Raw genomic sequence first — 20,760 nt, 5'->3', positions numbered from 1 at the left:
CGCCGGCGCGGACCGTGATCTCGCCGATCCGGTTGGGCGCCATGTGCTGCCAGTCCGGATGCCCGGCCCGCCGGGCGGTCCACTGCACTCCCAGGCCGCCGCGCCGTCCGGGGCGGGCCGCCGGGTCACGTACCGGGGCGGCTCCAGCACCTCGCCCTCGACGGGTGCGTGCCGGCTGGTACCGGGCACCCAGGCCGAGCCGCCCCAGTACCGGACGAAGCCGGGGATGGAGGGGTCCGGGTAGTAACCGGGCTCGGGCGAGACGGCCGGGTCGCCGGCGGCGGCGAAGGGGCGGTCCGTCATGGGGGTCTTCTTTCCTGGCAGGTCCTGACGAGGACGGCCGGCCCGACCGGGCCCGACCGCCGCAGAGGCGGCCACCCGCGCGCACGACCCGGCGCACGCCCGGAACTCGGCGCGTGTGGGGGCATCGCCGGTGGGCGGACAGTCGCCGGGCAGTCACAAAGGGTAGTACCTCACCGGGACCACCAGGGAAAGTTCGCGATTCTCCGGACAACGGGGGGTCGCTCAAGGTAGAGAACCGGCGCGTGGCGGTGATCACGCGCCGTCCGCTCACTGTTCACCACTCCTCACCGAACTTCCCGAAGAAATCCCGGAAACGTGTGTAAGAGCCGGTGCGGACCGCCCTCTCAAAGGTCAAAGGCGCCCGGAACCGGGCACCGCCCGAGGCAGAGAGGAAAGACGATCATGGAGCGTCCCGTCAGCGTCGTCGAACACGAGCTGGAGCTCAACCTGGTGCTCTCCCCGGAGCACAGCGTCCCGGTCCCGGCCCGGCTGTCCTACGGCAGCCACGACCCGTACGCGGTGTACATCACCTTCCACCTGGACACCGGTTCCCCGGTGACCTGGGTGTTCGCCCGCGAGCTGCTGGTCGAGGGCACCTTCCGCCCGTGCGGCCAGGGCGACGTGCGGATCTGGCCGACCCGCTCGGGCCGGCGCAGCGTGCTCTGTCTGGCACTGAGCTCGCCCGCCGGGGACGCTCTGCTGGAGGCCCCGCTGCCCGCCGTCGCGGCCTGGCTGGAGCGCGCGCACCGGCTGGTCCCGCCGGGCAGCGAGCTGGCCGCGCTCGACATGGACGGCTCGCTCGCCGAGCTGCTCGCCTAGGGCGTGCGCCGCAGCGTGCACTGGCACGTACACCAGCACGGGCACGTACACCAGCACGGGCTCGAACATCCGCGGGAACGCGGAGCGGAGGACGAGCAGCGGGCACGGCGGGAGCGGGCCCGGTCGGAAGAACCCCTTCCGGAAGAACCCCTGCCGGAAGGACCCGGACCGGAGAAGTCCCGGCCGGAGCCCCGGAGGAGAGGACCCCGCGGGAAGAGGCGGGGACGAGGGAACGGGAGCGGCGCCCCCGCCGGCTCAGCGGGCCGCGGGGGCCTGCTGACGGCCGCGGGCGGCGTCCGGGCCACCGGCGTCCCGCTGTCCGGGCAGCCGGACCAGCGGCGCGCCGGCCGAGAGCCGTCGGGCCCTTATCCGGACGGCGGCGGCGAGCAGGAAGCAGAGGCCGACCCACGGATAGACCGAGGTCGGCAGCTGTCGCCACGGCGCCATGTCGAGGACGGCCAGGCCGACCGGCTTCGCCGCCCACATCGCGAAGGACAGGAAGGCGACCAGCGTGGCCCAGAAGACGGCCCGCCAGCGCAGCCGGCGGACGCCGGCCGGGCGGGCGTGCTCGACCGAGGCCTCGGCGGCGAGCAGGACCAGCATCGGCACGCACCAGACCCAGTGGTGAGTCCAGCTGATCGGTGAGATCAGTACGGCGGTGACGGCCGCGCAGCAGACGCCCCAGGCCTCGGCCCGCGGCAGCCAGCGGCCGCTGCGCGCGGCCCAGGCGGCGACGCCGAGCCCGGCCAGCGCGACCAGACCGGCGCCCGCGGTGGCGGCGATGCCGGGGTCGGCGGTGTGCAGCAGGCGGGCGAAGGCGCCGCGCAGCGACTGGTTGTCGACGATCCAGGTCTTGCCGACCCGGGAGGAGTCGTAGAGGTACTCGGTCCAGAAGCCCCGGGTGGCGTCGGGCAGGACCAGGGCGCCGAGCAGGAAGGTGCCGACGAAGGTGAGGCCCGCCACGAAGGCGGCCCGGATCCGGCCGGTGATCAGCAGGTAGACCGCGAACAGGCCGGGGGTGAGCTTGATGCCGGCCGCGATGCCGATCGCCACGCCCTTGCTCCGCCGCCCGTCCGCGCGGGTGAGGTCCCAGAGGACCAGGCAGGCCAGCGCGAGGTTGATCTGGCCGTAGCGCAGCGTGGTGAACACCGGTTCGAGCCAGACCCCGAGGCCGGTCACCAGGACCACGCCGATCGGCCGCAGCTCGCGGCGCGGCCAGCCGGCCAGCTTGAAGGACAGGTGGGTCAGCAGGGCGAGCAGCCCGAGGTTGCCGAGAGTGATCGCCACCCGGAGGAAGGGGATCGGGAACCAGGTGGTCGGGACGAACAGCATCGCCGCGAACGGCGGGTACGTCGCGGGCAGGTTCCACTCGGTGACGCGCAGCGCGTACAGGTCGGTGCCGTTGGCCACGGCGGCGCCCTCGGCCCGGTAGACGATCATGTCCACCATCGAGGTGTGGACGAAGTGGCGGACCACCGCGTACACCAGCAGGGAGAACAGCGCCACGGCCGAGGCTGCCAGCAGCGGACGGCGGGGGGCCTCGCGCAGGGCCCGGACGGGGGCGCCGACGGCCCGGCGGAGCCGGTCCGACAGGGGGGCGGGCGAGGGGGCGGGTGCGGTCCGCACCGGGCTGCGCTCGTCTTGCACCGCTGTCACTGTCCACTCCGTCCACGGCTCGGCCAACCAGCGACGATACCGGATGCCGTCCGGGCGGGACCGGACACGATCGACTACACGGTGTGACGGAGGGCGGTCCGGGGGCCGCTCTCACTTCTGGAAGAGCGCGCCCCGCGTCCGCCGTCGCCCGGTCCGGGCGGGCGCCGCCTCCTGCGGTCCGGTGCGCAGCCGCAGCCGGGTCTCGGCGCCGCCGAGCACCGCGGAGCGGCCGAGCGCGAGGTCCCCGCCGGTGGACTCGGCGAGCTTGCGGACGATGTCCAGGCCGAGGCCGGTGGAGCCCTCGCCGCCGTGCCCCTCGCCGCGCTTGAGGGCGGCGGCCGGGTCGCTGTAGCCCGGTCCGGCGTCGCCGATCAGCACGATCACGGAGCTGCCGGTGGCCAGGACGTCCACCGAGAAGGCGGTGCCGACGGCGGTGTGCCGGAAGACGTTGCCGAGCAGCGCGTCGACGGCGGCGGCCAGGTCCCCGCGCTGGACGGGCACCGGCGCCGGCCGTTCGGCGCCGGCCAGCTGCCAGCGGCGCCCCTCGTCCTCGGCCAGTGCCGACCAGAAGGCGACGCGCTCCCGGATCACCTCGGCGGCGTCGCAGCCGACCGCGACGGCGGGGGCGTCCTCGGGGGCGCGGCGGGCCGAGCGGATGATCTGGTCGACCTCGCGCTCCAGCTGGGCGACCGCGTGCCGGGTGGCGTCGGCCGCGTCGCCCTCGCCGAGGGAGGCGGCGTTGAGCCGCAGCACGGTCAGCGGGGTGCGCAGCCGGTGCGACAGGTCGGCGGCCATCTCCCGTTCGGCGGCGAGGAGTTGGACCACCCGGTCGGCCATGGTGTTGAACGCCTGGCCGGCCTCGCGCAGTTCCTCGGGGCTGCCCTCGACCTCCTTGCCCTCGGTCGGGACGCGCACCGAGAGGTTCCCGGCGCCGAGCGAGCGGGCGGCGGCGGCGAGCTTCCGGGCGGAGCGGACGATGCGGCTGCCCATCCGGTCGGCGACCAGCACCGAGATGGCGACCAGGCCGAGCGCCACGGCGGAGAGCACCTGCCAGGCCGTGGCGACGCCCCGGGTGAGGTCGCTCTCGGCGACGAAGACCTCGACCACCGCGGTCCGCCCGGTGTCCACCGCGACGGGCTGGAGCAGGGCGTAGCCGCCGGCCACCTTCACCGTGAAGGAGCGGCCCTGCCCGCCGGCCGTGGCCACGTCGGCCACGGCGGCGCGGCCCTCTCCCAGCAGCGGGCCCCCGGGCTCGCCGCCCGAGCCCGGACCGACGCCCGGACCGACGCCCGGACCGGCACCCGATCCGACGCCGACGCCGGCACCCGGACCGGCACCGGCGGTCACCCCCGACCCCTCCCCCGCACCAGCACCAGCACCAGCCCCGGCGGGCTGCCCGGCCGCCGGAAGGTGCACCGCCATGCGCCCCTGCCCGCCGGCGTCCGTACTCGCCAGGGCCCGGTTGATCGCGTCCTCGTCGGTGGTGATCGCCAGGGCCGGTCCGAGCGCCGCGGCCTGCCGTTCGGCGGCGGTGAAGGCCCGGTCCCGCGCGGTCTGTTGGACCATCATCCCGAGCGGGATCAGGAACGCCAGCGCGACCATGGTGGTCCCGGCCACGGCGGCCTTGATCAGGGCCCAGCGCAGCGAACGTCCGAACCGCCTCATGTCCGGTGCTCCGCCAGGCCTCCGGCGGCCTCCAGCCGGACCCCGACGCCCCGGACGGTGTGCAGGTAGCGGGGGTTGGAGGCGGTCTCGCCGAGCTTGCGGCGCAGCCAGGAGAGGTGGACGTCGATGGTCTGGTCGCCGCCGTAGGTCTGCTGCCAGACCTCGGCGAGGATCTCCTTGCGCGGCACCACCACGCCGGGGCGGGCGGCCAGGAAGGCGAGCAGGTCGAACTCACGGCGGGTCAGGTCGAGCAGCCGCCCGTCGAGCGCGGCCTCCCGCCGCTGGAGGTCGATGGCCAGTCCACCGACCCGCAGCACCTGGGCGACGGGGGCCGCGCCGCCGCCGAACCGGCGCAGCACGGCGGTCATCCGGGCGCTCAGGTGCTCCCCGGAGAAAGGTTTCACCAGGTAGTCGTCGGCGCCGTCGTTGAGCAGCCGGATGATCTCGGCCTCGTCGTCCCGGGCGGTGGAGATGATCACCGGAACGTTCGTCAGGCCCCGGATCATCTTGAGCGCCTCACTGCCGTCCAGGTCGGGCAGGCCGAGGTCGAGGATCACCAGGTCGCAGCCGACCTGGGCGACCTCCCGCAGCGCCTCCAGGGCCGTGCCCACGCTGCGGACCGCGTGACCGGTGTCGGTCAGGTGGCGGATGAGGGCGGAACGTACGAAGGGGTCGTCCTCGACCACGAGCACTGTTGCCATGGGCCTGCACGGTACGCCATCGCCGTTCAATGGTCTGTACCTCGGGGGTGGGTCCGGACATTGTGCAACTCCCCTGCTGAATACCGGGGGTGCCGGTCTCCTTCCGTATGGAAATACGGCAGGATGTGCGGACGATGCGGAACGGACTGGTACAGCTCGGCGCCTGGGCGGCGGCCACCGGGGCGGCGGTGGCGCTGTCCTGGCTCGGCGTGCACGCGGTGCTGACCGGCGCCGCGTTCGAGCAGCCCACGGCGCTGCCGCTGCCCTCCCCGAAGGCCGACGGCACGCCGCACTCCCCGTCCGCCACCCCGGAGCAGCCGCGCTCCACGCCACCGACCGGGCCCCCTTCCCCGGCGGCCTCCCCGACCACCGGCACCGCCACCGGCATCTCCGGCTCCTCCTCCGCCACCGCCGCCACGGCCCCGCACGGCCAGGCGCCCACCGCCGCCACCGGTGCCGCCGCACCGCCGCCCACCCGCCGGCCCGCCCCCACCTCCACCGCAACGTCCACGGTGAAGAGCTACCCGATCCCGGGCGGCAAGGTCGCGCTGGACCTGAAGCCGGACCGGGCCACCCTGGTCTCCGCCACCCCGGACCCGGGCTGGCAGATGCAGGTGTGGACCGACGGCCAGTGGCTGCGGGTCGACTTCACCCGGGGCGACGAGGCCAACTCGGTCTTCGCCTCCTGGAACGGCCACCCGCCGATCGTGGAGACGGCGATCCGCTGAGACGCTCCGGCCGGACGGCCCGCCCCGGCGCGGGAGCGGACGCCGCGTCAGCCGCCGGCCCGTCAGAAGCCCTCGCACGGCACGTACCCCGGCAGGTACGGCCCCACGTACCCCGCCCGGTCCACCAGCGTGTGCCTGGTCCCGCCCGGCACCCCGATGGTGGCCAGCACCACCGCACCGTAGTCGTCCCGCGCCTCGTAGGGTTCGGCCAGCGACAGCGCGCCCCGGTCCACCGCGTAGTCGTAGGCGTAGTACACGTCCGCGACGCTCACCGCGAGGTCCAGCACCCCGTCCCCGTGCCGGTCCAGGTACGCCGCCAGCTCCCGGCCGCGCGGGCCGGTGTCCCGCACCGGGGAGGTGAGCACGATCCGCGTCCCCGGCGCGGTGAGCACGTACGAGAGCGTCTCCGGCTCGCCGGTCTCCGGCCCCGCGTACGCGGTACAGCGCAGGCCGAGCGCGGCGCAGTAGCGGCGGGCCGCCCGCTCGGCGTCGGCGACCGCGAAGACCACCGCGTCGGCGCGGCCCGCCGGCAGCGGCCCCGTCTCCGCCGGGTCCGGGGGGAGGCCGGCCCCGAACAGTGCGAGTTCGGCGGCGGTGTCGGTCATGACTGCCCTCCCGGTAGGCGTACGGACCATCGTGGCCGTCCCCCGGCACCGGGGCGGGGCCCTGCGCACGGGGGTGTGGCTGGAGGGTGGCGCCGGTCCGACCTGCGCGCAACTGTTCCGTTTCCTCCTGGTCAAGCTGCGCCCCGGAGCGGGAGAATCGGCCGCGCCGCTGTACAGAATGCCCACCACAGGACGGTGCCGCGAATGCCCCCCGCCCACGCCCCGAGCTCCCCCGGCTCTCCCGGATCGCCCAACTCCGCTTCCCCGCAAGGCGCTTCCGCCGCTCCGACGGCCGGCACCAACGACTCCATCGACGCGCTGGACGGCCGGCTGATCCGGCTGCTCGCCGAGGAGCCCCGGATCGGGGTGCTGGAGTGCTCGCGCCGGCTGCAGGTCGCCCGGGGCACCGTGCAGGCCCGGCTGGACCGGCTGCAGGCCAAGGGCGTGATCGGCGGCTTCGGCCCGGAGGTGGACCCGGCGGCGATCGGCTACCCGGTGACGGCCTTCGCCACCCTGGAGATCTCCCAGGGCCAGGGCGCGGACGTGCGGGCGCACCTGGCGAGCGTGCCGGAGGTGCTGGAGCTGCACACCATCACGGGGATCGGCGACATGCTGGTGCGGATCGTGGCCCGGTCCAACGCCGATCTGCAGCGGGTGATCGACCGGGTGCTGGGCTTCGACGGGATCGTCCGTTCGTCCACCGCGATCGTGCTGGAGAACCCGGTACCGTACCGGATCCTGCCGCTGGTCGACCAGGCCGCCGCCGAGTAGGAGGAACCGGACGCCCGGACGCGCCGATTTGGCGTATTCATGAGGCGTCGACGGCCGCAAGATCTATATATGAACGTTCTACCAACCCTCGCGCCGCCCTCGGATCCGCCGGTACCCCCGGCGGCCGCGCCCTCCCCCGGGTCGGCCCCGGCATGACGAACGCGGTCGCGGCCAACGGCTCCGCCCCCACCCTCATCGCCTCCGCCCAGCGAGCCCTGCGCCTGCTGGAGGCGGCCGCCCGCTACCCCAAGGGCGCCACGGCCAAGCAGCTCGCCCGGGACACCGACCTCGCCCTGGGCACCGCCTACCACCTGCTGCGCACCCTGGTGCACGACCAGTACCTGGAACGCCGCAGCGGCCTCTACCTCACCGGGCCCGCGGTCGCCGGGCTGATCAGGTACGACGTCCCCGCGACCGGCCGGGCCCGGCTCAGGGCACTGCTGGGCATGCTCGCCGACGAGCTGTCCGCCGCCGTCTACTTCTCCTGGTACCGGCACGGCGAGGTGGAGCTGGTCGAGGCCGCCGAGGCCCCCGGCGCGCCGCTGATCGACCGGCACTGCTGGCGGGCCGGCGCGCACGCCCACGCGGCCGGCAAGACCCTGCTGGCCCTGATGACCGCCGAGGAGCGCCGGGACCACCTGGCCCGCTACCCGATGGTGCCGCTCACCCCGTACACCCTGCGGGACCCGGCCTGCCTGCCGCTGCTGCCGCGCCAGGGCCCGCGGCGGGCCGTCCCGATCACCCAGTTCCAGGAGTACGCGATCGGCTCGGCGGGTGCGGCGGTGCCGGTCGTCGCGGGCAACGGCATCGGCGCGATCTCCGTCTCCCTGCCGATGGCCCAGGCCCACCGGCTGCCCGGAATCGCCGCCCAGCTGCGCACCCGGCTCGGCGACGACTTCGCCTCGATGGCCTTCGGGATCTGACGGGCCCCGCCGGGGCCGGGGGGCAGCCCCGGCACCCCGGCCGGCGGGAGCCGGACGGCGGGGGGCAGCCCGCCGGAGGCGTCCCGGTCAGCAGGAGGGGACGGCCCCGCCGTTCCTGAGCGCCTCCAGGGCGGAGACCGACTCGGCGAGGGTCCCGACCGGCACCAGGCGCAGCGACTTCGGGGTGTTCACCTTGGCGTCCGCGCACTCGTCCTTGGGCAGCAGGAACACCGTCGCGCCGTCCCGGGCGGCCGCCTGCGTCTTCAGGGGGACGCCGCCGACCGGGCCGACGGTGCCGTCCTTCTCGATGGTGCCGGTGCCGGCGACGGTGAGCCCGCCGGTGAGGTCGCCGCCCTTGCCGTCCCCGGCCAGCTTGTCGATGATGCCCAGCGCCAGCATCTGGCCGGCGCTCGGGCCGCCCACCGCGCCCAGGTCGACCTTGACCTTCACCTGGTCCGGCGACAGGTGGAGGTGGTTCAGCGCGGCCGCGGTGGCCGCGTCCTGGGACTCGGTCATCTGCTGGGCGGTCGCCTCGTCGGCCTTCACCGGGTTGCTCTCCGGGTAGACCGTCTCGGTCGGGCGCACCGCCTCCTTCGGGTCGAACCAGGCCTGCAGCGAGCGCCAGAAGGTGTTCTTCTGCCCCGCGTTGGTCGCCGTGATGGTGACCATCCGCAGCTCGCCCTCGGTGGTGCGCAGCGGCGCCCCGGTGATGGTGAGCACCGGCTTGCCCTCGTACGAGCCCAGGGTGTCCGCGGTCAGGCCCGGCCAGGTGATGGTGTACGGCAGCGGGACGAAGGCGGCCACGCCGAAGAGCGCGGCGACCAGCACACCGCAGAGCGTGAGCGCGCGGGTCCGCGGGGAGGTGAGGGCCTTGGGGAGCTTGGTGTCGGACACAAGGGGAATCCAAACACACCCGACGCCCCCGGCGGGCGCTACCTCAGGGCGTCGGCCACCTCGGTCGCCGCCTCCACCACCCGGGGGCCGACCCGCTCGGGCACCATGCCGTTCAGCATCACCACGCCGACGCTGCCCTCGATGCCGCTGAGCCCGACCAGCGCGGCGGCGGCCCCGCTCGCTCCGGACTGCTCCTCCGCACGGGTGATGACGAAGCCCTGCTCGGGGCGGCGCTGGCTGGGGAAGGTGCGCGCCTCCAGGATGGCCCGGCCGGCCGCGCTCTCGGTGAGCGGGTGGCGCAGTCCGGTCCGGTAGGCGACGTGGAAGTCGGTCCAGCTGGGCTCGACCACGGCCACGGCCAGTGCCTCGTTGCCGTCCACCAGGGTGAGGTGGGCGGTGGCGCCGAGGTCCTCGGCGAGGCTGCGCAGGGCCGGCAGCGCGGCCTCCCGCAGCAGCGGGTGCACCCGGTGGGCGAGGCGCAGCACGCCGAGGCCCACCCTGGCGCGTCCGCCGATGTCCCGGCGGACGAGGCCGTGCTGTTCCAGGGTGGCCAGCAGCCGGTAGACCACCGTCCGGTTGACGGCGAGCCGGGCGGCCAGTTCGGTCACGGTGAGCCCGCGCTCGGAGTCGGCGAGGAGCTTGAGGACCCGGACGCCGCGGTCCAGGGTCTGGGAGGTCTCGGCAGTCACGGCGGGCAATCCTTTCCGCGGCGCTCGCGGGGCGGGCGGCGCCGTTCCAAGGTCGGTGTCGCGCGCGGGTGGGGGGGGTGGCCGCGCTCGGGCCGCACGGCGTCGTCCTTGACGCGCACGGCCCCGCGACGCCGTCCCGCGGGGGTCGCCCGGCGGAAGAGCGTGGGGGAAAGGTAGTGAAGGAAATGACGCGGCGGAAGTGGTTGTCCAAAATTCGGGCGTGATCGACTCCAACGCCGTGTCGAATTCCGGACGAACCACCGCGAATCGCCGGGTGCGTCGAGGGCCGGGCGCGCCCCCGGTCCGGTGACCGGACGCGCCGGGCGGACGGGGCCCGGACACCACCGGGTGCGCGCCGTCCGCCGAACCGTTCCTCCGCGCGCGGCGGCCCTCTACTGGGCCCACTCCCGGATCTTGGCGATCCGCGCCTTGAGCTGGTTGGCGGTGGCCTGCGCGGTGAGCGGCCCGCCGCACTGGCGGCGCAGCTCGTTGTGGATGGTGCCGTGCGGCTGGCTGGTGCGGTGGTGCCAGGCGGCCACCAGCGCGTTCAGTTCCTTGCGCAGCTCCCGCAGCTCCTGGTGGGTGACCACCGGCCGCTGCTCGGCCGGCAGCTCCAGCAGGTCGGCCTCCTCGGCGGGCTTGGTCTTGCTGCGCTGGATCTGCCGGTGCTGGCGCTTCTGGAGCAGCATCTGCACCTGGTCCGGCTCCAGCAGGCCCGGGATGCCGAGGTAGTCCTCCTCCTCCTCGCTCCCCGGGTGGGCCTGCATGCCGAACTCCATGGCGTTGTACAGCACCCGGTCGAAGACCGCTTCGGAGCCCAGCGCCTCGTAGGAGAACTCGTCGCCGCCGGCGCCGTCCGGCCCGTCGTTGGCCCGCTCGGCCTCGGCGAGCAGCCGGTCCTCCTCGTCGAAGAGGCCCTCGCCCTCCTTCTTCGGCCGGTCCAGCACGTGGTCGCGCTGGAGCTCCATCTCGTTGGCGAAGCCCAGCAGCAGCGGGATGGTCGGCAGGAACACCGAGGCGGTCTCGCCGCGCTTGCGGGCGCGCACGAAGCGGCCGACGGCCTGGGCGAAGAACAGCGGGGTGGAGATCGAGGTCGCGTACACCCCGACGCACAGCCGGGGCACGTCGACGCCCTCGGACACCATGCGGACGGCGACCATCCAGCGCGAGGTCCCCTCCGCGTAGTCGGAGATCCGCTTGGACGCCTCGGCCTCGTCCGAAAGCACCAGGGTGACCTTCTCGCCGCTGATCTCGCGCAGCATCTTGGCGTACGCCCGGGCCACGTTCTGGTCGGTGGCGATGACCAGCCCGCCGGCGTCCGGGATGGCCTTGCGGACCTCGGTCAGGCGCCGGTCGGCGGCCTGGAGCACGGCCGGGATCCACTCGCCCTGCGGGGACAGCGCGGTGCGCCAGGCCTGGGCGATCAGGTCCTTGGTCATCGGCTCGCCGAGCCGGGCCTCCAGCTCGTCGCCGGACTTGGTGCGCCAGCGCATGTTGCCGCTGTAGCTGAGGAAGATCACCGGACGGACGACGTGGTCGCCCAGCGCGTGCCCGTAGCCGTAGGTGTAGTCGGCGACGGACTTGCGGATGCCGTCGCTTCCGGCCTCGTAGGACACGAAGGGGATCGGGTTGGTGTCCGAGCGGAACGGCGTACCGGTGAGCGCCAGCCGGCGGGTGGCCGGCTCGAAGGCCTCGAAGCAGGCCTCGCCCCAGGACTTGGAGTCACCGGCGTGGTGGATCTCGTCCATGATCACGAGGGTCTTGCGGGCCTCGGTGCGGTTGCGGTGCAGCATCGGGTTGACCCCGACGCCCGCGTAGGTGACCACGATGCCGTGGTACTCGCGGGACAGCGGACCGGAGGAGTACGCCGGGTCCAGCTTGATGCCTATCCGCGCGGCGGCCTCGGCCCACTGCTTCTTCAGGTGCTCGGTCGGCGCGACGACGGTCACCTGCTGCACCAGGTGGTTGTGCAGCAGGTACGAGGCGAGGGTGAGGGCGAAGGTGGTCTTTCCCGCGCCCGGGGTGGCGACCGCGAGGAAGTCGCGCGGCTGCGTCTCGATGTACTTGTCCAGCGCGCCCTGCTGCCAGGCCCGCAGCTTGCCGGCGGTACCCCAGGGGGCGCGGCCGGGGAAGGCCGGGGAGAGGTGGTGCGAACCGGCGGGCGCAGCATGGCCGACGGATCGGGCGGGCGCCGACGGCTCCGGTGCGTCGGAGAACAGCGGCATCGAGGAGGCGGCGGCAGTACTCACGGTCTCCGAGGGGGATCATCGCAGGTCAGAGGCGGTTTTGCGGCCTCGCCCCGCGGTCGGGCGGCGATCGGACAACCCGCCCAGCGTACCGGTCCGGCGCCGTTCGGGCCTCCAGGCGAGGCTCCGCGCCGGGGTCGCGCGGCCGGAAATCGATGTGACCCGGATCACGTCGAATGTCTCGTGGAACCCGGTAATCACCACGGGTCCCGGGACTCTCACCAGGGTGAGGCCGCACCTACCCCACCTGCCGAAGCGCGGCCTCGCACCGAACCGAAGGGACCACCCGTGCGCACCGTCGAAGAGACCGTCCAGGCCCGCCTGATCCTCTCCCTCCACCGCTCCGTCCGGCTGCGGGTGGTGCTCTCCTACCTGCCCGAGGACCCGCTGGCCGTCCGGATGGCCTTCCCCGCCGAGTTCTCGCTGGACGAACCCGCCGAGCGCCCGGACTCCGAGGACATCGTCTGGATCTTCGCGCGCCAGCTGCTCTCGGCCGGCATCGAGCTGCCGGCCGGCGTCGGCGACGTCCACGTCCGGCCCGCGGTCGGCCGGCGCACCATGGTCGAGCTGCGGGCCCCCGAGGGCACCGCGCTGCTCCAGTTCGACACCGCCGACCTGCGCCGCTTCCTGTGGCGCAGCCGGCTGGTCGTCCCCGAGGGCGAGGAGCACCTGCACCTGGACGCCGACCGCGCGCTCGCCCAGCTGCTCGGCTGACGGGCGCCGGCGTCCGGGAGCGCGCCCGCGTTTCCGGACCGCCTCTCGTCCGCCCGCGTGGTGAGCCGTTCGCCGGCGGCAGCCGGCGGCAGCCCGGGTCCGGGGCCCGGGATGCCCGTACGGCCGTCCCCGGGCGGGTCAGCCCGACAGCTTGCGCATCAGCCGGACGCCCTGGGCGGCCGTCAGGTGCGGCAGGTACGCCTTGCCGATCGCCCTGGTGATGCCGGGCAGCGCGGCCGGGTCGGGATACGCCATGTACATCGGCCGGTACTCCGGCTGGAACTTCGCCTTGAACGCCAGCAGCGAGCGGAAGCCGTACACCGGCTCCAGCACCTTGCCCATCCAGTCCAGCATCCGCTGCAGCCCGGTGGGCTCCTCGTCCTGCCCGTTGCGGGCCAGCGGCGCGCCCGACAGGGACAGGAAGCGCGCGCCCTCCTCCTTGAAGCCCAGCGCGGCCGAGGCGATCAGGAACTCGCTGACGCCGCGGAAGCCGTCCGAGCGCCGGCGCATGAAGTCCAGCGTCCAGCCGACCGGCACGCCGTCCTCGTACACCGGCATCCAGCTGGTCAGCCCGTGCACCACCCGCTGCTCGTCCACCGCGATCAGCACCCGCACGTCCGGGTCGTCCAGCTCCTCCAGCCCGCCGAGCGTGAAGCCCATCTCCGGCAGGCCCTTCTCGGAGACCCACTCCTCGGAGATCGCCCGGATCTGCTCCCGCAGCGCGAGCGGCGCCTCGTGGTACGCCCACCACTCCGCGGAGATGCCCTGCTTGCCGGCCTTGTTGAGGGCGGTGCGGATGTCCTGCCACTTGCGGCCGGTGAAGGCCAGCTCGGGCAGCGGCACCACGGTGTCCTCGGCGACCTGCACCGAGCGCCAGCCGAGCTGCGCGGCGGCGGCCCTGGTCCCGCCGTCGACGCTGTAGAAGCACGGCGTCCAGCCGCGCGCGTCGCAGTACCGGGCGAAGCCGGCCACCGCCCGCTCCCGGTCCTCCGGCGCGCCGAACGGGTCGCCGGTGGTCAGCGCGACGGTGCCCACCACCCGGTAGGCGACGGCCGCCCGGCCGCCCTCGTCGAACCAGTAGTGGTTGCCGTCCCAGGTGGCGATGAACGAGAGCGTCCCGCCGCCGTGCTCGGTCAGCAGCGCCCGCGCCCGCGCGGCGGCCGCCGCGTCGGTGTGCAGCACCGGACGGCGGAAGACCGACAGCAGCACGGCCAGCGCGACCGCCCAGAACGCCAGCCCGCAGTACGTCTCCAGGAAGCGCGCCACCGGCCCGACCGCGATCGGGTAGTCCGGCAGCAGGTCGTTGTACGCGGGCGGCAGGAACTGGGCCGGCAGCCCGGCGACCAGCCGGCGGGCGCTGGCCCCCGGCTCGAACTCCCCGGCCACCAGGCGCCCGACCCCCACGTAGGTGGCCGCGGAGGCGAGCGCCGCGCCGCCGAGCACCAGGGCCAGCCGGCGCGTCGAGCGGCCGGACAGCCGCAGCGGGAACCGCTTGCGGGTGGCCAGCAGCAGGCCCGTGGTCAGCAGCGGCAGCAGCAGCGCCTCCACGAAGTACTGCACGACGTCCCGGCTGATCGGCCCGGCGTCCAGGTACAGCCAGCACAGCAGCGCCGCCCAGAGCAGTTCGGTGGCCACGGTGACCAGCCAGGCGAACCGCAGCCCCCGGCGCAGCCCCTCGGCGAGCACCAGCAGCAGCGCCGGGAACAGCGCGGCCATCATCCGGCCCGGGGTGTCGAAGATCCGGACGACGGCGTGCGCCCGGGCGCAGTCGTGCGCCGACAGCGCGCAGAGGTCGGCCACCTCGTCCGGGCTGAGCCGGTGCGAGAAGTACAGCTCGGAGAAGGTGTTGAACGGCCCGCTGGCGTTGTCGTACAGCGAGGCGAGCAGCGGCCCGAAGGCTGCGGCGACCAGGCAGAGCGCGACCAGCACCCGGGTCTCGGAGTGCGAGGAGCGGTGGGTGCGCAGGTGCGGGCGGCCCCGGCTGACCAGCGCGCCCAGGCCCAGCCCGGCCAGCGCGGCGGCGCACCGCTGGACGCTCTGCAGGTGGCCCACGTACAGCGTCATCACCAGCGGGACGAGCAGCACCAGCAGGTGCAGCCGGCGGCGCCAGAGCACGGTGAGCCGGTACCCGAGGAACCCGGCCAGGGCGAACAGGCCGACGCCGGGGCCGACCGAGATCTGGTCGGCCACCGAGACGGTCCACTGCTCCCCCGCCGAGGAGCCGAACGCGACCAGCGCGGTGCCCAGCAGGGTGCCGACGACCTGCCCGCCGACCAGCACCGCGAGGGTGCGCGGCCGTCCGAGCCGGTGCTCGGCGGCCGGGCCGACCAGGAGCAGCAGCAGGCTGGTGAACACGTACGAGCCGCGGCCCGAGCACCAGAGCATCGAGGTGACCGGCGCCCACCAGTGGCCCTCGGACAGCGTGGACACGCTGGTCCCGAACCGCTCCAGCAGGCGCTCCGAGGGGCCGTGGCCGAGGCTGCCGGTGGCCGCGCCGAGCAGCCAGAGCCCGGCCAGCAGGATCAGCGTCAGCGGCGCCGAGCGCAGCCAGGAGCCGACCGCCCTGGCCGCCCGGCGGACCCGCTGCGGGCGCGGCTCCGGCGTCCGGGTGACCGGGGCCCGGTCGGTGCCGCGCTCGGCCGGGCGCGGCGCGTCGGGCCCGGGCCCGCGCTGCTCGCCGACGGTGGCCAGTGCCGTCCCCGCCCCGGTCACCGGGTCAGCCCGGTCTGCTGGGCGAGCCACGGGAGCTGCGCGGCGATGCCGGGCCGGAAGACGACCCAGCCGTGGCCGCCCGGCATCAAGTCGAACTTGGCCTTCATGCCGGCCGCCTGCGCGGCCTTGTAGACCTTCTCCATCTGCGGTCTGAACTCCTCGTCGGTCTCGCCGACGACCAACGCGACGTTGGTGTCCGGGAACTTCTTTCGGGCCATCACCTGAAGCGGGTCGACCGCGTCGAACTTCTTCTCGTCACCACCGAACGCGGCCTTGACGGTCTGTTCCCGGCTGCCCAGGGTCGGTTCCTCCTGCCCGGACATGTCGAGGACGGTGCCGTAGACGTCGGGCGCGTTGACGCCGAGCTGGAGCGCGCAGGTGCCGCCCATCGAGGCGCCCCCGATCGCCCAGGACGTCCGGCCGGCGGCGACCTGGAGGTTCTGGTGGACCCACTCGGGGACGTCCACCGACAGGTAGGTCTGGGTCTTGGCGATCTTGGAGTCGAGGCAGAGCGTGTTGTTCCAGGTGGAGCCGAGCTGGTCGGGCATCACCACGATCGGCGCGAGGCCGCCGTGGTCCGCCGCGTAGGCGTCCAGAGCCTCGTTGATCTGCGCCGAGAGCACCCAGTCCCCCGGAATGCCGGGCTGACCGGTGATCATCACCACCACCGGCAGCAGCGGCCGCGGGGTGGCCTGGTAGGCGGGCGGGAGGTAGACGTACGCGTCGCGGGCCTTGAAGCCCGACTTGGTGCCGGGGATCGGCACCACCGAGACGGTGCCCTTCGCGGGCAGGTCCGCCGGGGGGCGCCAGACCTCCTCCAGCGTCTTTCCCGGCGGGGCGGCCATGGTCTGGCCCGACTTGGCGACCAGCCCGTCGGTCTTGGTCAGCCACGGCGCCAGCATCACGCGCCCGCTCGGGAACTGGCCGAAGCCGATGTTGACCTCGGAGGAGGCCATCAGCAGCACCAGGCCGCTCAGGCCCAGCGCGACCCCCCGTCGGCGCCAGGTGAGCCGGCGCATCCGGTAGCCGGCCAGGCAGAGCCCGAGCAGGGCGATGGCTATCCACCAGGTGACGTACCGGGGCGTGCCCTCCGGGAAGGGGTGCCACCAGCCGTCGACCACGGCGTCCAGCAGCCAACTGAGGGCCGCCGCCGTGACCAGCGCGGCGGGCAGTCGGACCCGCCACCAGCTCCGGCCGCGGGCGACGGCGAGCGCGAACAGCGCCGCCCAGCCGGCCGCCAGCACGGCGTGCGGAATCAGGCCCTCGGTGAGGGGCCAGTCGATCGGGTTCCAGCGGGAGGCTAGGGTCAGCGTGCTCATGCGGCTTTGCCCGGCGGGGTGGTGTCGGCCAGGAAGCCGTAGGCGACGACGTTGCCGTCGTACCCGTGCTCCTCGCTGTACGAGCCGCCGCAGGTGATCACCCGCAGCTGCGCGTCAGTGGCCTGACGGTAGACCCGATCGTCCGGGAAGTCCTTTCGGTCGTGCACTTCGATGGCGTAAAGCTGGTAGACGGCGGTGGCGCCGTCCGCCCGGGCGATCTCGATGCGATCCCCCCGACGGAGCGCGCCCAGATGATAGAAGACCGCGGGGCCGGCCTTGTTGTCGACGTGCCCTGCCAGGATCGCGGTGCCGCGCTGGCCGGGGCTGGCCCCGCCGCGGTACCAGCCCGCCAGGTTGCGGTCGGCCTCGGGCGGGGTCTGGAGGTGGCCGTCGGCGTCCAGTCCGAGCGCGGTGACCGGCGCGTCCAGCCGCACGGCCGGGATGCGGATCCGGGTCGGCGCGGACGGGCCCAGCGGCGGGACGATCGAGACCGGCGCGATCCCGGCCTGGACCTGACCGACCCCCGGCGCGGGCGGCAGGGACGCGCCCCCGTCGTGCAGCAGCCAGGCACCGAGCACCAGCGCGGCACCGGCCGCGAGGGTGCCCGGCCAGGGCCCCTTGCCCCGCTGGACGCCCATGGGCGCTCCCCTCTGCCGACGGAACCCAGCTTCCTGGGAGTTTCCTGTGAACAATTCAACCGGAACGGACTGTAAGGCACGTCCGTACGACGGTCGTATCGGCACCCGCCAATCGGCAGGGAAGACGGCCATTCCCCCGCTTTCCGTGGGCGTCCGACAGCGGAGCGCGACGGACGCCCCCCACGGGCCATCGCCGCGGGAACACGCCCGACACGACCTACCGACGGTTAAACGGACCCGATGGTTGCGGCGTTCGGGCGATCGCTCGCAACCGCGCGCTGCGCCTCTTCGACCGGCACCACCCGCGTGCCATGCTGACCCGGTTACGGGTTGTATCACCCACTTGTCCGACCGGACTCCCGCACTCCCCCACGCCGCCCACCGCCCCCACGAACGGAGTGACCATGGAAGCCCTCTCACGCCGCACCCTGCTGTCGGCCGGCGCCGCCACCGCCGCCGCCCTGGCGGCCGGCTGCGGCAGCAACCACGCCACCGGCGGGGAGCGGGTGGACGGCGCCGCCGTCCCGGCCACCGGCGCGGCCGACGAGCAGGGCAGCAGCTCCGTCCCGGCCCCCGCCCCGGCGCCCAGGCAGGAGGCCATCCTGATCGGCGACGGCTCCACCTCGGACACCGGCGCCCAGCCGCACCAGCCCGTCCCCGACCGGCTGCAGCCCGGTCAGCGCCCGCCGCAGTTCGTGGTCTTCTCCTGGGACGGCGCCGGCGAGCTCGACAACGGCCTGTTCGCCCGCTTCCGCCGGCTGGCCCAGGAGCACGACGCGAAGATGACCTTCTTCCTCAGCGGCCTCTACCTGCTGCCCGAGTCCAAGAAGGACCTCTACCGCCCGCCGCAGCACAAGGCCGGCGCCTCCGACATCGGCTACCTGAGCGACCAGCACATCCGCGACACCCTGGAGAACGTGCACGCGGCCTGGCTGGAGGGCCACGAGATCGGCACCCACTTCAACGGCCACTTCTGCGGCTCCACCGGCGTCGGCAAGTGGTCCCCGGAGGAGTGGGACAGCGAGATCCAGCAGGCGATGGACTTCGTCACGAACTGGCGCACCAACACCGGCTTCACCGACCTGCCGGCGCTGCCCTTCGACTACCGCAAGGAGCTCATCGGCAGCCGCACCCCCTGCCTGGAGGGCCAGCGCAACCTGCTGCCCACCGCGGTCAAGCGCGGCTGGCGCTACGACAGCAGCGGCAACGGCACCCAGGTGTGGCCGCAGAAGATCCAGGGCGGCGCGCTGTGGGACCTCCCGCTGCAGTCCATTCCGTTCCCCGGGCACACCTTCCAGGTGCTCTCGATGGACTACAACATCATGTACAACCAGTGCGGCCCCAACACCAAGGCCGACCCGGCGCTCTACCCGGGCTTCCAGAGCCAGGCCCGCGACGCGTACATGATGGGCTTCGACCGCACCTACAACGGCAACCGGGCGCCGTACGTCATCGGCAACCACTTCGAGGAGTGGAACGGCGGCATCTACATGAACGCCGTCGAGGACGTCCTCAGGGCGATCGCGGGCAGGCCGGAGGTCCGGCTGGTCTCCTTCCGGCAGCTGGTCGACTGGCTGGACGCCCAGGACCCGGCGGTGCTGCGCAAGCTCCAGACCCTCGCCCCGGGCCAGGCCCCGGCCGGCGGCTGGGAGGCCTTCCTGGGAGCCCCGGCGGGGGCCGGAGCCCCCGCCGCCGGCTGACCGTCAGCTCCGGGCGCGGACCCGCCCGGAGAGCAGCGCCCCCAGCAGGGTCACCCCGATGCTGGTCAGGAGCACCACCGCGAAGGCGCCGGGCGACCCGGCGCCTTCCGCCGTGTCGTGGAGGGCGGCCACCGAGCCGCCGCCCAGTGCCGCGAACAGCACCCCGGCCAGGCCGGTGAGCAGCACGTTGCCCAGCGCGTCGCTCATCTGGAGCGCGGCCGAGTTGGCGCCGGCGTCCTCCGGCGCGGAGAGCTTCATCATCAGCACGCTCACCGAGGCGATGGTCAGGCCCATCCCGAGGCCGCCGACGCCCCAGGCCACCGCGGCCACCCAGGCCGGCACCGCCGGGACGAGCACCAGCGCGGCGGCCCCGATCGCCACCGCGGTCAGTACGAAGCCGACCCTGATCAGCGCCTCGCGGTGCCGCTCGGCCCGCGGCCGCCCCTGGAGCCAGGAGCCCAGCGCCCAGGTGAGGCCGCCGCTGGTCAGGGTGAGTCCGGCCATCGTCGGCGAGAGGCCGCGCTGGGTGCGCATCATCAGCGGGATGAACGCCTCGGCGGCGAAGAAGGCCCCGGCCGACACCCCGCGCAGCAGGATCACCGCCGGCAGTCCGCGCGCCGCCCGCAGCGTCCCGGCGGGCAGCAGCCCCAGCACGGCCGGCACCAGCAGCGCCGCCCCGGCCGCCCCGGGGATCAGCCCGATCAGGTCGAGGCGCTGCCCCGCGTACTGCACGAGGCCGGCGCCGAGCGCGGCCATCGCGGCGAGCCGGGTGCGGCGGCGGTCGAACTCCCCGCCCCTGGACACCGGGTGCTCGCGCTCGGAGCGGGCCAGCGCCGGGCCCATCACGGCCAGCGGCAGCAGGATCAGCACCGGCACGGCGAGGAAGACCCAGCGCCAGCCCAGGTGCTGGGTGACGGCCCCGGCGACCAGCGGGCCGACGATCGAGGGCAGCACCCAGGCCGAGGAGAAGGCCGCGAACACGGCCGGCCGCAGCCGCTCCGGGTAGGCCCGGCCGACCACCACGTACAGCGCGACGATCACCAGCCCGCCGCCCAGGCCCTGGATCGCCCGCCCGCCCACGAACACCCACATGCCGGGCGCCGTGCCGGCCACCACCAGACCGGCGCCGAACACCGCGATGCCGGTGAACAGCGGCTGCATCGGGCCGCGCCGGTCGCACCACTGGCCGGAGACGACCAGGGCGAACAGGGTGGTGGTGAAGTAGCCGGAGAAGGCGAAGGCGTACAGCGAGAGGCCGTGCAGCTGGTCGGCCGCGTCCGGCATCGCGGTGTTGACGGCGGTCGCCTCGAAGGCGATCACCAGGACCACCGAGACGATGCCCAGGGTCAGGGCCCGGTAGCGACCGCCGAGCACCCCGCCACCGGGGTCGTCGTCGAGGGGTATCGGTACGGCATCGACCGAGGTGGGGGAGGCAGTGGTCATACCTGACATCGTAAGAGCCGTCCGCCTCGGTGACCCCTGACCCCGGTCGGTGAACGACTCGGTCCCGAGGCGTAGGCCAAGGGTCCGGCGGAGGTCAGTGGAGCACCTTGAGGCCCACCACGCCGGAGACGATCAGCAGCAGGCAGGCGATCCGGGCCATGGTCACCGCGTCCCCCAGGACGGCCATGCCGTAGACCGCGGTGCCGACCGCGCCGATGCCGACCCAGACCGCGT

The 20,760-nt window shown here is 74.1% G+C and carries 18 protein-coding genes; 6 read left to right on the top strand and 12 right to left on the bottom strand.

All coding sequences use genetic code 11. The features are described from left to right. A partial coding sequence (locus AB0E96_RS22075) for a DUF2510 domain-containing protein (RefSeq protein WP_359826248.1) occupies positions 1–303 on the bottom strand: 303 nt, incomplete at its 3' end. 402 nt (positions 304–705) lie between these two features. Between AB0E96_RS22075 and AB0E96_RS22070 the strand changes: the two genes are divergently transcribed. Continuing rightward, positions 706–1,122 (top strand): SsgA family sporulation/cell division regulator, encoded by a 417-nt coding sequence (locus tag AB0E96_RS22070; RefSeq protein ID WP_097237712.1) that lies wholly within the window; start codon positions 706–708, stop codon positions 1,120–1,122. A gap of 255 nt (positions 1,123–1,377) precedes the next feature. On the opposite strand, the gene AB0E96_RS22065 is transcribed toward AB0E96_RS22070, so the two are convergent. The 3 genes from AB0E96_RS22065 to AB0E96_RS22055 form a co-directional block, all read right to left on the bottom strand. Continuing rightward, entirely contained in the window at positions 1,378–2,778 is a 1,401-nt protein-coding gene (locus tag AB0E96_RS22065; RefSeq protein WP_359826245.1) for a glycosyltransferase 87 family protein, read from the bottom strand. Between the two features lie 111 nt (positions 2,779–2,889). Continuing rightward, positions 2,890–4,443, bottom strand: coding sequence for a HAMP domain-containing sensor histidine kinase (locus AB0E96_RS22060; protein ID WP_359826242.1), 1,554 nt, complete (start codon positions 4,441–4,443; stop codon positions 2,890–2,892). Continuing rightward, complete coding sequence (locus AB0E96_RS22055; RefSeq protein WP_359826239.1) at positions 4,440–5,144, bottom strand: response regulator transcription factor; 705 nt, start codon at positions 5,142–5,144, stop codon at positions 4,440–4,442. Before AB0E96_RS22055 ends, AB0E96_RS22060 begins: the two co-directional genes overlap by 4 nt. 134 nt (positions 5,145–5,278) lie before the next feature. Between AB0E96_RS22055 and AB0E96_RS22050 the strand changes: the two genes are divergently transcribed. Continuing rightward, entirely contained in the window at positions 5,279–5,872 is a 594-nt protein-coding gene (locus AB0E96_RS22050) for a hypothetical protein (protein WP_359826236.1), read from the top strand. A 62-nt stretch (positions 5,873–5,934) separates the two neighbouring features. On the opposite strand, the gene AB0E96_RS22045 is transcribed toward AB0E96_RS22050, so the two are convergent. After that, positions 5,935–6,477, bottom strand: a complete 543-nt coding sequence (locus AB0E96_RS22045) for a VOC family protein (protein ID WP_359826233.1) — start codon at positions 6,475–6,477, stop codon at positions 5,935–5,937. A gap of 204 nt (positions 6,478–6,681) precedes the next feature. On the opposite strand from AB0E96_RS22045, the gene AB0E96_RS22040 reads away from it, so the two are divergent. Both AB0E96_RS22040 and AB0E96_RS22035 read left to right on the top strand, forming a co-directional pair. After that, positions 6,682–7,248 carry an Lrp/AsnC family transcriptional regulator gene (locus tag AB0E96_RS22040; protein ID WP_359826231.1) on the top strand — a complete coding sequence of 189 codons (567 nt, stop codon included), beginning with the start codon at positions 6,682–6,684 and terminating at the stop codon, positions 7,246–7,248. A 152-nt stretch (positions 7,249–7,400) separates the two neighbouring features. After that, complete coding sequence (locus AB0E96_RS22035) at positions 7,401–8,171, top strand: helix-turn-helix domain-containing protein (protein ID WP_359826228.1); 771 nt, start codon at positions 7,401–7,403, stop codon at positions 8,169–8,171. Positions 8,172–8,258: 87 nt separating this feature from the next. On the opposite strand, the gene AB0E96_RS22030 is transcribed toward AB0E96_RS22035, so the two are convergent. The 3 genes from AB0E96_RS22030 to AB0E96_RS22020 all read right to left on the bottom strand — a co-directional run bounded on the left by AB0E96_RS22030 (position 8,259) and on the right by AB0E96_RS22020 (position 12,003). After that, positions 8,259–9,065, bottom strand: coding sequence for a S16 family serine protease (locus AB0E96_RS22030; protein WP_359826224.1), 807 nt, complete (start codon positions 9,063–9,065; stop codon positions 8,259–8,261). A gap of 38 nt (positions 9,066–9,103) precedes the next feature. Then, complete coding sequence (locus AB0E96_RS22025; protein WP_049654777.1) at positions 9,104–9,754, bottom strand: helix-turn-helix domain-containing protein; 651 nt, start codon at positions 9,752–9,754, stop codon at positions 9,104–9,106. A 392-nt stretch (positions 9,755–10,146) separates the two neighbouring features. Continuing rightward, positions 10,147–12,003: a DEAD/DEAH box helicase gene (locus tag AB0E96_RS22020; protein WP_359826220.1), complete on the bottom strand. Its 1,857-nt coding sequence runs from the start codon at positions 12,001–12,003 to the stop codon at positions 10,147–10,149. Between the two features lie 285 nt (positions 12,004–12,288). Here AB0E96_RS22020 and AB0E96_RS22015 point away from each other — a divergent pair, with 285 nt between their 5' ends. Then, complete coding sequence (locus AB0E96_RS22015) at positions 12,289–12,714, top strand: SsgA family sporulation/cell division regulator (RefSeq protein ID WP_359826217.1); 426 nt, start codon at positions 12,289–12,291, stop codon at positions 12,712–12,714. 138 nt (positions 12,715–12,852) lie between these two features. On the opposite strand, the gene AB0E96_RS22010 is transcribed toward AB0E96_RS22015, so the two are convergent. From AB0E96_RS22010 to AB0E96_RS22000, 3 genes are read right to left on the bottom strand one after another with little or no spacing between them, the layout of a single operon-like run. Beyond that, the gene (locus AB0E96_RS22010) at positions 12,853–15,456 is read right to left on the bottom strand and encodes a DUF2156 domain-containing protein (RefSeq protein ID WP_359826214.1); all 2,604 of its coding nucleotides are present in this window, start codon (positions 15,454–15,456) and stop codon (positions 12,853–12,855) included. Continuing rightward, on the bottom strand, positions 15,423–16,745 hold the full coding sequence (locus AB0E96_RS22005; RefSeq protein ID WP_359826211.1) for an alpha/beta hydrolase-fold protein: 1,323 nt from the start codon (positions 16,743–16,745) through the stop codon (positions 15,423–15,425). Before AB0E96_RS22005 ends, AB0E96_RS22010 begins: the two co-directional genes overlap by 34 nt. Next, positions 16,742–17,383, bottom strand: coding sequence for a class F sortase (locus AB0E96_RS22000; protein WP_359826208.1), 642 nt, complete (start codon positions 17,381–17,383; stop codon positions 16,742–16,744). Before AB0E96_RS22000 ends, AB0E96_RS22005 begins: the two co-directional genes overlap by 4 nt. Before the next feature lie 404 nt (positions 17,384–17,787). Here AB0E96_RS22000 and AB0E96_RS21995 point away from each other — a divergent pair, with 404 nt between their 5' ends. After that, positions 17,788–19,083: a hypothetical protein gene (locus AB0E96_RS21995; protein ID WP_359826205.1), complete on the top strand. Its 1,296-nt coding sequence runs from the start codon at positions 17,788–17,790 to the stop codon at positions 19,081–19,083. 3 nt (positions 19,084–19,086) lie between these two features. On the opposite strand, the gene AB0E96_RS21990 is transcribed toward AB0E96_RS21995, so the two are convergent. After that, the gene (locus tag AB0E96_RS21990) at positions 19,087–20,526 is read right to left on the bottom strand and encodes an MFS transporter (protein WP_359826203.1); all 1,440 of its coding nucleotides are present in this window, start codon (positions 20,524–20,526) and stop codon (positions 19,087–19,089) included. Positions 20,527–20,760 lie beyond the last annotated feature (234 nt).

This window comes from Kitasatospora sp. NPDC036755, from assembly GCF_040636595.1.
Classification (GTDB): Bacteria; Actinomycetota; Actinomycetes; order Streptomycetales; family Streptomycetaceae; genus Kitasatospora.
This window is presented reverse-complemented; position numbering and strand designations above follow the sequence as displayed.